The organism is Pseudomonas sp. S2_A05, assembly GCF_054668485.1.
Map to the genome: position 1 here is coordinate 3639507 of NZ_CP162775.1, position 12057 is coordinate 3651563.

10 protein-coding genes are annotated in these 12057 nt (G+C 60.9%); 3 read left to right on the top strand and 7 right to left on the bottom strand.

The annotated features are described in order from the left end of the window. Positions 1–39 precede the first annotated feature (39 nt). Positions 40–1080, top strand: a complete 1041-nt coding sequence (locus AB4O12_RS16530) for an NADP(H)-dependent aldo-keto reductase (protein ID WP_039761359.1) — start codon at positions 40–42, stop codon at positions 1078–1080. 156 nt (positions 1081–1236) lie between these two features. Here AB4O12_RS16530 and AB4O12_RS16535 read toward each other — a convergent pair whose 3' ends face one another. After that, a complete protein-coding gene (locus tag AB4O12_RS16535; protein WP_252868274.1) occupies positions 1237–2373 on the bottom strand; it encodes an acyl-CoA dehydrogenase family protein in 1137 nt (378 codons plus the stop codon). A 250-nt stretch (positions 2374–2623) separates the two neighbouring features. Here AB4O12_RS16535 and AB4O12_RS16540 point away from each other — a divergent pair, with 250 nt between their 5' ends. Further along, complete coding sequence (locus AB4O12_RS16540; protein WP_163012735.1) at positions 2624–3520, top strand: GlxA family transcriptional regulator; 897 nt, start codon at positions 2624–2626, stop codon at positions 3518–3520. A gap of 173 nt (positions 3521–3693) precedes the next feature. On the opposite strand, the gene zapE is transcribed toward AB4O12_RS16540, so the two are convergent. From zapE to AB4O12_RS16555, 3 genes are all read right to left on the bottom strand, one after another. Then, positions 3694–4788: a cell division protein ZapE gene (gene zapE, locus AB4O12_RS16545; RefSeq protein ID WP_252868275.1), complete on the bottom strand. Its 1095-nt coding sequence runs from the start codon at positions 4786–4788 to the stop codon at positions 3694–3696. Positions 4789–4878: 90 nt separating this feature from the next. Continuing rightward, on the bottom strand, positions 4879–6234 hold the full coding sequence (locus AB4O12_RS16550; RefSeq protein ID WP_305381516.1) for a tryptophan--tRNA ligase: 1356 nt from the start codon (positions 6232–6234) through the stop codon (positions 4879–4881). Between the two features lie 24 nt (positions 6235–6258). Next, a complete protein-coding gene (locus tag AB4O12_RS16555) occupies positions 6259–6888 on the bottom strand; it encodes an alpha/beta hydrolase (RefSeq protein WP_051600784.1) in 630 nt (209 codons plus the stop codon). A 144-nt stretch (positions 6889–7032) separates the two neighbouring features. Here AB4O12_RS16555 and AB4O12_RS16560 point away from each other — a divergent pair, with 144 nt between their 5' ends. Continuing rightward, a complete protein-coding gene (locus AB4O12_RS16560; RefSeq protein ID WP_016773251.1) occupies positions 7033–7467 on the top strand; it encodes a Z-ring associated ZapG family protein in 435 nt (144 codons plus the stop codon). Between the two features lie 255 nt (positions 7468–7722). On the opposite strand, the gene AB4O12_RS16565 is transcribed toward AB4O12_RS16560, so the two are convergent. The 3 genes from AB4O12_RS16565 to AB4O12_RS16575 form a co-directional block, all read right to left on the bottom strand. After that, positions 7723–8457 (bottom strand): OmpA family protein, encoded by a 735-nt coding sequence (locus tag AB4O12_RS16565; protein WP_041479972.1) that lies wholly within the window; start codon positions 8455–8457, stop codon positions 7723–7725. A 120-nt stretch (positions 8458–8577) separates the two neighbouring features. Further along, positions 8578–9219: an MBL fold metallo-hydrolase gene (locus AB4O12_RS16570; RefSeq protein ID WP_162245422.1), complete on the bottom strand. Its 642-nt coding sequence runs from the start codon at positions 9217–9219 to the stop codon at positions 8578–8580. Positions 9220–9282: 63 nt separating this feature from the next. Continuing rightward, positions 9283–12018: a LuxR C-terminal-related transcriptional regulator gene (locus tag AB4O12_RS16575; protein WP_056790235.1), complete on the bottom strand. Its 2736-nt coding sequence runs from the start codon at positions 12016–12018 to the stop codon at positions 9283–9285. Between the last annotated feature and the right edge of the window lie 39 nt (positions 12019–12057).

Genomic DNA, 12057 nt, shown 5'->3' on the forward strand with positions numbered 1-12057 from the left:
CAACCTGCTTTTATGATTGTTTTGCCCAAGGAGCACCCGATGGACTATCGCCAGCTAGGCCGTACCGATCTGAACGTGAGTGCAATCTGCCTCGGCACCATGACCTGGGGCGAGCAAAACACTGAAGCTGAAGCCTTCGCCCAGATCGAAAGGGCCAAGGAAGCCGGGATCAATTTCCTCGACACTGCCGAAATGTATCCGGTGCCGCCCAAAGCCGAAACCTACGCCACCACCGAGCGCTACATCGGCAATTACTTCAAGAGTCGCGGTGACCGTGCCGACTGGATCCTCGCCAGCAAGATCGCCGGCCCCGGCAACACCATCGACTACATCCGCGACAAGAACCTGCGCCACAACCGCCAGCACATCACCGAGGCGCTGGACGGCAGTCTCAAGCGCCTGCAGACCGATTACATCGATCTGTACCAACTGCACTGGCCGGAACGCAGCACCAACTTTTTCGGACAGCTGGGCTACAAGCACAAGATCGAAGCCAACCTGACGCCGCTGGAAGACACCCTCGAAGCCCTCGACGAACAGGTGAAGGCCGGCAAGATTCGCCACATCGGTCTGTCCAACGAGACGCCGTGGGGCACCATGCGCTTTCTGGCTTTGGCCGAAGCCCGTGGCTGGCCGCGTGCAGTGTCGATCCAGAACCCGTACAACCTGCTCAACCGCAGCTTCGAAGTCGGCTTGGCCGAGATCGCCATCCGCGAACAGTGCGGCCTGCTCGCCTATTCGCCACTGGCGTTCGGCTTCCTCTCCGGCAAGTACGAAGGCGGCGCCCGACCACCGAAAGGACGCCTGAGCCTCTACAGCCGCTTCAGCCGCTATTTCAACCCGCAATCCGAAGCGGCGTGCAGCCGTTACGTTGCATTGGCCCGTGAACACGGTCTGGACCCGGCGCAAATGGCACTGGCCTTCGTGACCCAGCAACCCTTCGTCACCAGCAACATCATTGGCGCAACGACGCTTGAGCAACTGGACAGCAACATTGCCAGTTTTGATCTGAAACTGTCCGATGAAGTGCTGGCCGGGATCGAGGCGATTCACAAGGATCATCCGAATCCCGCGCCGTAACTGACCGCCAAAGGCTTCGCGAGCAGGCTCGCTCCCACAGGTACGGTGATCCCCTGTGGGAGCGAGCCTGCTCGCGAAGAGGCCAGTCGGATTACCTCAACAGCGGAACGCGGAGCGTCCCCGGCGGCATTCCCACGCAGAGCGTAGGAACGATCATCAAAGCGACCGCGCAATAATCTCCTTCATGATTTCATTGGTGCCGGCATAAATCCGCTGCACCCGCGCATCCGCCCACGCCCGGGCCACCGGGTATTCCCACATGAAGCCGTAGCCGCCATGCAGTTGCACGCATTCGTCGAGCACTTTGCATTGCAGGTCGGTGCCCCAATATTTGGCCATCGCCGCCGTCGGCACATCGAGTTCGCCTTGCAGATGCAGCTCCAGGCAGCGGTCAACGAAGACCCGGCCGATCTGGATCTCGGTGGCCATTTCGGCCAGTTTGAAGCGAGTGTTCTGGAAATCGGCAATCGCCTTGCCGAACGCCTTGCGATCACGGGTGTAATCCAGCGTCCATTGCAACGCCGCTTCAGCCGAGGCCAGGCCGCCAATCGCCACGGTCAGGCGCTCTTGCGGTAACTCCTGCATCAGATAGGCAAACCCGGCCCCCGCCTGGCCGAGAAGGTTCTCCTTCGGCACGCGCACGTCCTGGAAGAACAATTCGGAGGTGTCCTGCGCTTTCATGCCGACCTTCTCCAGGCGCTTGCCTTTCTCGAAGCCCGGCGTATTCGCCTCCACCAGAAACAGACTGGTGCCCTTGGCCCCAGCCTTGGGGTCGGTCTTGGCCACCACGATGACCAGATCAGCCAAAAAGCCGTTGGTGATAAAGGTTTTCGAGCCGTTGATCACATATTCGTCACCGTCCAGAACCGCCGTGGTTTTCACCCCTTGCAGGTCGGAACCGGCGCCAGGCTCGGTCATGGCAATCGCCGTAACCATTTCGCCCGAGACCAGTTTCGGCAGGTATTTGTGTTTCAACGCCTCGCTGCCGTAATGCAGGATGTACGGCGCGACGATGTCCGAGTGCAGGGAAAAGCCGATGCCGGTGAGTCCCAGACGCCCGACTTCCTCAATGACCACGGTGCTGTAGAGGAAATCCGCGCCCAGCCCGCCGTACTCTTCCGGCAGGTGCGAACAAAGCATCCCCGCCTCCCCCGCCTTGTTCCACAGTGCGCGATCGATGTGCCCCTGCTTCTCCCACTGCGCGTGATACGGCACGGCCTCTTTCTCGAGGAAAGTTCGCACACTGTCGCGGAACAATTCGTGCTCGGGGCTGAACAGGGTTCTAGGGATCATGCGGCACCTTTCTTTGTTGTTGGAGGGATTCGGCTCTCAGAGACTAAGCCCCGCTTCCGCTACGGGACACTGGACACATCCGACAAAAAATAAGACGATCCAGCCGTCTGGTGACCACTTTCCCTTATAAAAACAAAACAAAAGTTGAATTATGTCTAAGCACGTCTCCCCGCCCTTGCGGCGCGTCAGCATCCTGGCCATCGATCGGGTTTTCGCTTACACCCTCATGCAAGCCAAGGATTTTTTCCATGTGGCCAGCCTGCGTTACGGCAAACAACTGGGCCACGGCCTGACACCGGCGTTTGAAACGCGCCTGGTCAGCCCGGATGGCAAACCGGTGAAAAGCTTCAGCGACGTGGTCATGCCGGTCGACGGTGGCCTGGAAAACGCCGATGTGATCATCCTCCCGGCGTTCTGGGACGACTTCGATACGCTGTGCGGCCGTTATCCGCAAATCCTGCCGTGGCTGCGCGAACAGCATGCGCGCGGCGCGGTGTTGTGTGGCGAAGCCACCGGGGTGTTCTGGCTCGCCGAAGCCGGACTGCTCAACGGCAAGGAAGCGACCACCTACTGGCGCTTCTTCAATGCCTTCGCCGAGCGTTTCCCCAAGGTCTATCTGAATCAGGACAAGCACCTGACCGATGCCGACAATCTCTACTGCGCCGGCGGTACTACCTCGGCATGCGATCTCTATATCTATCTGATCGAACGCTTCTGCGGCGCGAACGTGGCGCAAGCCGTGGCCCGCGACATCCTCTACGAAGTGCAGCGCAGCTATTCGCCGGGACGTATCGGTTTCGGTGGGCAGAAGCTGCATCAGGACGTGATCATCCTGCAGATCCAGCAGTGGCTCGAAGAGCATTTCGCCGACAAGTTCCGCTTCGAAGACGTCGCCCGCGAGCACGGCATGAGCATCCGCAACTTCATGCGCCGCTTCCAGACCGCCACCGGCGACAAGCCGCTGCATTACTTGCAACGCCTGCGCATCGAGACGGCCAAGGGCCTGCTTTCGGGCACGCGCAAGAGCATCAAGACCATCAGTTATGAGGTCGGTTACGACGATGCTAGCTTCTTCGCGCGACTGTTCCGCCAGCACACCGAACTGTCGCCTAACCAGTATCGGCAACAGTTTCAGCAGGCTGCGTAACTCAACTGCGCGATCCAATGTGGGAGCGAGCCTGCTCGCGAATACGTACTTACCTGCAACATTGACGTTGCTGACACTGCGCTTTCGCGAGCAGGCTCGCTCCCACAGGGAAAAACTTCAGCGCATAAAAAAGGCCTGCAATCGCAGGCCCTTTTTTGTCGCCGAAACTCCGTTTAAGGCTTGTGCGCCCGCGACAGGAATTCGTGAGATTGCATCTCCAGCAGTCGGCTCAGGGTGCGCTGGAACTCGAAGGTCAGGCGTCCGCCGGTGTACAGATCCTTCAACTCGACTTCAGCAGAAATGATCAGCTTGACGTTGCGATCGTAGAACTCGTCGACCATGTTGATGAAGCGCCGAGCGATATCGTCGGTGGTGACGCTCATCTGCTCGACGCCGCTGAGCAGCACGGCGTGGAAGATCTTGCCCAGTTCGATGTAGTCGTTCTGGCTGCGCGGGCCGTCGCACAGTTCGCGGAAGTCGAACCAGGCCACGTCGTCGCAGGTGCGCAGAGCGCGGATTTCGCGGTTCTCGATGATCAGCACATCGTTTTCCACCGCCGCCGTGCACTCCGGCGTCAGTGCCTTGAAGCTCTTGCGCAGGCTTTCGTGGGCGGCTTCGTCGAGCGGATAGTGGAACAGCTCGGCTTGCTCGAGGTGACGCAGACGATAGTCAACACCGCTGTCGACGTTGACGATCTCGGTGTTCAGCTTGATCAACGCGATGGCTGGCAGGAAGCGCGCGCGTTGCAGGCCATCCTTGTACAGGCCGTCCGGCACGATGTTCGACGTCGCGACCAGGGTCACGCCGTTCTTGAACAGCTCTTCCATCAGCGTGCCGAGGATCATCGCGTCAGTGATGTCGGAGACGAAGAATTCATCGAAGCAGATCACCCGCGACTCGGCCGCGAAGCGCTTGGCGATGATGGTCAGCGGGTTCTTCTCGCCGCCCAGGGTTTTCATTTCTTCGTGCACACGCTTCATGAAGCGGTGAAAGTGCGTGCGGGTCTTTTCCTTGAACGGCAACGCTTCGAAGAAGGTGTCGACCAGGTAAGTCTTGCCACGACCGACGCCGCCCCAGAAATACAGGCCCTTGACCGGTGCCTGATCCTTTTTGCCAAACAGCTTGCCGAGCAAGCCCGGCTTGTTCTGGTCAGCGGCGATCAAGTCGTCGTACAGACGCTGCAAGTGACGCACAGCAGTTTCCTGCGCGGCGTCATGGAAGAAGTCCGGGCGTTTCAGATCAGCTTGATATCGTTCTAGGGGCGTCATAATTCGTTAGCAAGGCAACAAAAACGGGCCGTCACTGTAGCGACGGCCTGTGGGAATGGCAATCGGCCCTTGGTCGGGTCGTGCCGCCGATCAGTCTTGAGCTGGAGTCAGCGCGACGCGCAACGCCTCGATGGCGGCGTCCCGCGCACCGATGCTGGCAAACGCCGGGCTGTCGCCCACGCACTCACCGGCCAGCCAGACGCTGAAGCTCAGGTCATCAGTACGCACATCCAGCGACTCGCCGGACTGCAACTGTTTGGTCACCTGGCCGGCAGTCTTGCCGTCGGCGAAGTTGCGCGACAACAACAATTGCTCGCCATCGGCCGCCAGCAGACGGAAACGGAAGCTGCCGTCGTCCTCGCGGAAGCTGACGAAACGTGCGGCTTTCGCGGCTTTCTTCTTGGTAGTCGCGGCCACCTGAACCTGATTGACGAAAGAACGCAGGCCAACGGCTTCACGCAATTCGTTGAGGAACGGAGTGGCCACCGCCCGGGCCTTCTTCGCACCAATCTGCAGGATGTCTTCCAGGTCCGCCGGACGCTCGATCAACTGGTGATACTTCTCGCGCGCCTCGCCCAGCTCGTTGTCGAGCAACTGGAACAGGCGATTCTTCGCCTCGCCCCAGCCCAAACCACCGAGCAGTTCGCTGCGGAACTCGTCAGCCTGCGCCGGAGTGGCGAAGGCCTGGAACAGAGTGAACAGGTGCGAGTTGTCCGGATCTTTCGCTTCGCCCGGGGCCTTGGAGTCGGTGACGATCCGCGAGATCGCGTCCTTCATTTCTTTCGCGCTGCTGAACAACGGAATGGTGTTGTCGTAGCTCTTCGACATTTTGCGACCGTCGAGGCCTGGCAACGTCGCCACGCTTTCTTCGATCAGCGCTTCGGGCATGTTGAAGAACTCTTTGCCCTGGCCGAACAGATGGTTGAAACGCTGACCGATATCGCGGGCCATTTCCACGTGCTGAATCTGATCGCGTCCGACCGGCACCTTGTGCGCGTTGAACATCAGGATGTCCGCCGCCATCAGCACCGGATAGCTGTAGAGGCCCATGGTGATGCCGGCATCCGGGTCTTCACCCGTCTCAACGTTCTTGTCCACCGAGGCCTTGTAGGCGTGCGCGCGGTTGAGCAGGCCCTTGGCGGCGACGCAAGTCAGCAGCCAGGTCAGCTCGGGGATTTCCGGGATGTCGGACTGGCGGTAGAACGTCACGCGGTCGACATCGAGGCCACCGGCCAGCCAGGTCGCGGCGATTTCCAGACGCGAGCGCTGGATGCGCAGCGGGTCATCGCATTTGATCAGGGCGTGGTAGTCGGCCAGGAAATAGAACGAATCGGCCTGGCTGTCGCGGCTGGCGAGGATTGCCGGGCGAATGGCCCCAGCGTAGTTGCCCAAGTGCGGCGTGCCAGTGGTGGTGATGCCGGTGAGAATGCGGGTACGGTTGGTCATGGGTAATCGCTTGTCAGACTGCAATCAATTCGAGAGACGCGGCAGCAGCAGATCCTTGAGATCGGTCAGCTTGCCGTGAAAAAAGTGTCCGCATTCTGCCACTTTCAGCAGCTCATGGGGGCGCTGGAGTTGTTCCGACCACTGGTAGACCAGTTGCGGATCGATGACTTCATCGGTTTCCGGCTGGATCACGGTCAACCCGCCGTGCTGCGGCAGTTGATCCTGCTCGCCCAGACGCATCACCGCCGGGGCAACCATGAACAGGTGGGCAAGCTGGACGCCTTGGGCTTCGAGACGGCCGCCGAGACTTGCTGCAACAAATCCGCCGAAGGAGAAACCGAACAGGGTCAGCGGCAGATCCGGGTGTTTTTCCCGCAGCCATGTGGCGGCGGCCTGGGCGTCGTCGACTTCACCGGTGCCCATGTCGTGCGTGCCCTGGCTGGCGCCGACGCCGCGATAGTTGAAACGCAAGGTGATCAGGCCTGCGTCGCGCGCGGTGCGCTGCAGGGTCGAGACAACCTTGTTGAGCATGGTGCCGCCCTGCACCGGGTTCGGATGGCAGATCAGCGCGATGCCGCGTGGCTGCTCGTTATCCAGATACAAAGCCTCAATTTGGCCGACAGGGCCGTCAATCACTACAGGGGTTTCACGCATCAGCAAGGGAGGAACTCCGTGACCTCGAATCGGGTCGACTCGTCTAGCAAATTGTCTGTGCCAATCTATTGCGAGTGAATCGCGGTATACAGCGCAGGTTCGAGCCGTTAACGTAAAGCAAAGCCGTTTATAGAGGAAGGACTCGTGGAACACTCGCTCTTAGTTTGGTTGTTACCGACTCTTGCCCTGGTTGTGGGTGTCGCCATTGGATTCCTGATCGCGCGCGTTGCGCCGAACGCCGCACCGAGCCGCACGCAGCGTCAACTGGATGATATCCAGGAGCGTTTCGACAGTTATCAGAACGAAGTGGTCACCCACTTCAACAGCACAGCGATGCTGGTCAAGAAACTGACCCAGAGCTATCAGGAAGTGCAGGACCACCTCGCCGAGGGCGCCAATCGTCTGGCCCTGGACGAGCAGACCCGCCAGCGCCTGATCGCCGCCCTGCACGCCGACGCAGCGCAGGCACCTCGCGAACGCCTGACGCCACCGCGCGATCAGGAGCCACCGCGTGACTACGCACCGAAATCGCCAAATTCCCCTGGCATGCTTGATGAGCATTATGGTTTGAAGAAGTAATCGAGTTTCGCGCCCAACAAAAAGCCCCCGGACAATGCTGTTGTCCGGGGGCTTTTTTGTATCGGCTGATTTTGCGGTGACAACACTGGCCTTTTCGCGGGCAAGCCCGCTCCCACAGGGGTCAGGTGTGGAACACAGACTTTGTGGCCACCGCCAATACCGGTGGGAGCGGGCTTGCCCGCGAAGAGGCCGGCACTGCCCAGACAAAAAAATGCCCGATCACAGGATCGGGCATTTCTTCATTCAGGCAATCGCTTATGGATACTGCTGCACCGTACCCGGCTGTTGCTGCTGACCACCATACTGCTGGCCCGGAATCGCCTTCAGGTTGACTTCAACGCGGCGGTTCTGCGCGCGGCCGTTGACGTCGCCGTTGCTGGCAATCGGGTTATCCGGGCCGGCGCCACGGGCCGACAGGTTGGCACCGCTGACACCTTGCGAGGTCAGGTAGGTCGCCACGCTCTGCGCACGACGCTGGGACAGGTCCATGTTGTGCTGGCGGCTGCCGGTGCTGTCGGTGTAACCGACGATTTCGATCTGGTTCTGGTTGAATTCCTTCAGCGAGTTGGCCAGGTTGTTCAACGGCTGGTAGAAACTCGGGGCAATGTTCGCCGAATCGGTGGCGAAGGTGATGTTGCCCGGCATGATCAGCTTGATCTGATCGCCCTGCCGCTGCACTTCAACGCCAGTGTTGGCCATGCTCGCGCGCAGTTTCTTTTCCTGCTGGTCGGCGTAGTAGCCGTAGCCGGCAGCGGAGGCACCGACGACAGCAGCGCCGATCAAGGCGCCCTTGCCACGGTTGTCGTGACCGATGGCGGCACCGGCGAGTGCGCCGGCCAGCGCGCCGAGGCCACCGTATTTGGCGGTTTTGCTCATGCCTTGCGAGCCACCGTCGGCCTGACCCTGATTGTCATACGGATTAGGCGAGGCGCAGCCGGACAGCACGGCCACGGCAGTAGCGACAATAATCAAACGACGCGTGGTGAACATGGAGAGCTCCTGGTTTTCTGCATTCTGTGGTGCAGCGGCCACTGATCAATCAATGGACCTGCGCGGGCGTTGGATCATGACAATGCCTAAAAATTCCGCCCGCTGCCCGTGACAAAAAATTCAGGCACGCACAAACGGGTTCTCGCGCATCTCATCACCCAGACGCGTGTCCGGGCCGTGCCCGGTGACAACCGTTGCGTCCTCGTCCAGCGTATACAGCCGCTGCTTGATCGAACGCACGATGGTCGCCTGATCGCCACCCCACAAATCCGTGCGCCCTACCCCGCGACGAAACAGCGTGTCGCCGGCTATCAACAGCTTAGCCTCGGAAAACCAAAAGCTCATGGACCCGGGTGTATGTCCCGGCGTGTGCAGTGCCACACCGCAACCGCAGGCGAGTTCTTCGTCATCGCTCAACCAGCGATCCGGCGACGGCACCGGGGTGTAAGGCACGCCGAACATCTGGCATTGCATTTCAAGGTTGTCCCAAAGGAACTGGTCTTCCTTATGCAGATGCAGGGTCGCGCCGGTTTTCTCCTTCATCTGCCCGGAAGCGAGAAAGTGATCGAGATGCGCGTGGGTGTGGATGATGCTGACGACTTTCAGGCCATGGGCATCGAGGCGCGCCATGATCAGGTCCGGGTTGCCGCCGGGATCGACGACGATGGCTTTTTTGGTGAGTGGGTCGCCGATGATCGTGCAGTTGCACTGGAGCGGGCCGACGGGGAAGGTTTCGCGGATAAGCGCAGGGCTGGGCGTGATCATGGAAAAATCCTGGACAGGGTCAACGCCGTTGGCAACGGCCGATGGCGAATTTTACCGTCGCTAGAGCAATAACCCCAACGCCTTCGCCCGCGCCACTGCCTGCGTACGCCGCTCGACCCCCAGCTTGCTGTTGATATGGCTGGCGTGGGTTTTCACCGTGTGCAGGGAAATGAACAACTGCTCGCTGATTTCCTGATTGGAACAGCCTTGGGCGATCAGGCGCAGCACCGCCAGTTCGCGGCTGCTGAGTTGTTCGGTAGCGGAGCTTTCCACGGCCGGGCGTGGCGCGGCTGTTGGAAAATGCGTGAGCAATTGCTGGCCGACCGCGTTGCAAGTGAGCGCCTGCAATTGTCCGCGCAACCAGTCGGCATGGTTTTTCAGCAGCGCATCAAAAGGCTGGTAAACGCCGCCGGCCGCAGCTTCCAGCGTCTGACTCAACACCTTGCGCGCATCGGGCTCGCGTCCACTCGACAGCAACAGCGCCACCTTCTGCGTCAACGCCATCACACTGAGCAACTGGCGTCCGGTCCGCTGGCCGTTTTCATGCAACACGTTCAGCCGCCCTTCGGCGAGCATAGGCTGCCCCTGAATCACATCGAGCAGCGCCTGTTGAAGTTCCACATGCAGCGGCAGCTGTGGATGAAACTCCGGTGGCGCCGCAGCGTTTTCGCCGGTGTAGGTCTGGCCCAATCGTGCAAGCCACGCCTCGGCGAGATCAATCCGGCCCTGGGCCAGCCACAGCTCGCATTTGACCAGGGTGATCATCGCCAGATAGTAGATCGGCGGCACGTCCCAGATGTGCATCAGGCGTTCGGCTTCGGCGAGTTCGGCGAAGGCCTTGGCGAACTCGCCGCTGGCGCCGTCGAGGCGGGCAATCACGCAGTGGCCGATCAGCACGCTGATGTCGCGACAGGCGCGCGCCTCGCCAATGCCGGCCAGCAGACGCACGCGTGCGGCTTGCGGCTGCAAACGCATCGCCAGCAGGAAACCTTCGTACAACGTCAGCCGCGCGCGTACAGCGTACAGGCGTTGCGGCGACAGACCGCGCAAGCGTTCCAGGCCCTGATGCACTTCATCGAGCGCACGCAGAATCTCGCCCCTCGATTGCAAGACTCGAGCTCTGTCGTAGTGAGCCAACGCTTCGAATAATGGATTGCCGACCCGTTGCGCCAGCTCGAGGGATTCACGGTTCAGGCCACGGGCGCGCCACAGATCACCGTCGGCGATCGCCAGATTGGACAAGGTCGACAGGCACATCAGCCGCTGGCCATAACGCTTGGCCGGCAGGCTCTCCAGCGCTTCACTGCAATAACGCAGGGTCAAATCGCGATGGCCGCGCCCGCGAGCGATGATCCCGCTCAGCGCCAGCCATTGCGCCAGCATGGATTTTTGCGCGGTGGCCGAAGGCGCCGGCAGGAAACGGCTCAAATGGCTGGCCAGCTCTTCAGCGGCGTCGAGCTGACAGGCCAGCCCCAGCGCCCAGCTGTAGAGCACGATCAGCCGTGGCGTGCTGATCAGCAGGCTGTCGGGCAAGTCCATTTTCCAGCGCAGCAGCATGCCGACGTTCTGCTCGGCGAGCAGCTGTTCTTCGGACAGGTTCTGTACCAGATTCGCCGCGACGTCGAGATGCCCGGCACGCAACGCCTGCTCCACCGCTTCGTCGAGCAGGCCTTGCGCATTGAACCAGCGGCAGGCGCGCAAATGCAGGGTAGCGTTGGGCACCATCGCCTGGGCGATCGGCCGGCTGCGCAACAAGTCAGAAAACAAATGGTGATAGCGATACCAGTGACCGTGCTCGTCCAGCGGCACGAGAAACACTTGGTGAGCGAGGAGAAAGCGCAGGATCTCGGCGCTGTCGTGGGCTTCGCGGACGGCGTCGCACAGCTCGCTGCAAAAGCGTTCCTGCGGAGCGGTTTCGTAGAGGAAGGATTGCACTTCGGCGGGCAGGCAATCGATGACTTCTTCGAGCAGATAGTCGCGAATCAGCCCTTCCCCGCCGTTCAATGCTTGCGGCAGCGCGGCATCGTTGCCCGCCTCGGCCACCGCCAGCAGCCAGAAGCGCAGGCCGGCGACCCAGCCTTCGCTGCGCTGGATCAGGCTTTCCAGTGCTTCGCCGCGCAGTGAGCTGCTGTGGCGGTCGAGCAAGGTCAGGGCTTCGTCGTGGGTCAGGCGCAAGTCCTGTTCGTGCAGCTCGAGCAACTGCCGCGACAGGCGCAGACGCGCCAGATGCCAGTCCGGGCGCTGACGGCTGGTGACCATCACCAGCAAGCCATCGGGTAGATGATTGAGGAAGAATTGCAGGCAACGATCCAGCACCGGCCCCTGAGCGAGGTGGTAGTCGTCGAGCACCAGCAGCAGCGGTGCAGCAGGATCGAGGTGCAGCGCCAGCTCATCGAGCAGACCGTCGAGCCATTCTTCAAAAGCGAATGGCTGATGACGCTGACGCATTTTCAGCAGACCAAGAGCGCCAGCGCCCAAGGCCGGAAAGTAGTCCTGCAGACCTTCGAGCAAGCGCTCAAGAAAGCGTCCGGGATCGCTGTCACGCGGACTCAAGCCCAGCCAGAGACTTTGCCAATGCGCCGGCAGGCTCTGACAGAACTCCACTGCCAGCGAGCTTTTGCCGAACCCGGCCGGGGCGCTGACCAGCAGCAACCGACCTCCGAGCCCGGCCTGCAGACGCTGGCAAAGGCGCGGCCGCAAGACATAGCCATCAGGCAGCGGCGGGCGAAAAAAACGCCCGTCCAGTGCTGCGACGGTGATGCTTGCGGGACCCGGAAGTGGGGACAGATCAGTCATGGCCGGCTCTTGTTCGAAGGCGATTGGCGGCGTTGCAGA

Bases quoted from the DNA above. Each gene is read 5' to 3' on its own strand.
- AB4O12_RS16555 (WP_051600784.1), bottom strand. From the start codon at position 6,888: ATGCGTGAAACCCCTGTAGTGATTGACGGCCCTGTCGGCCAAATTGAG.
- AB4O12_RS16575 (WP_056790235.1), bottom strand. From the start codon at position 12,018: ATGACTGATCTGTCCCCACTTCCGGGTCCCGCAAGCATCACCGTCGCA.
- AB4O12_RS16550 (WP_305381516.1), bottom strand. From the start codon at position 6,234: ATGACCAACCGTACCCGCATTCTCACCGGCATCACCACCACTGGCACG.
- AB4O12_RS16530 (WP_039761359.1), top strand. From the start codon at position 40: ATGGACTATCGCCAGCTAGGCCGTACCGATCTGAACGTGAGTGCAATC.
- zapE (WP_252868275.1), bottom strand. From the start codon at position 4,788: ATGACGCCCCTAGAACGATATCAAGCTGATCTGAAACGCCCGGACTTC.
- AB4O12_RS16565 (WP_041479972.1), bottom strand. From the start codon at position 8,457: ATGTTCACCACGCGTCGTTTGATTATTGTCGCTACTGCCGTGGCCGTG.
- AB4O12_RS16535 (WP_252868274.1), bottom strand. From the start codon at position 2,373: ATGATCCCTAGAACCCTGTTCAGCCCCGAGCACGAATTGTTCCGCGAC.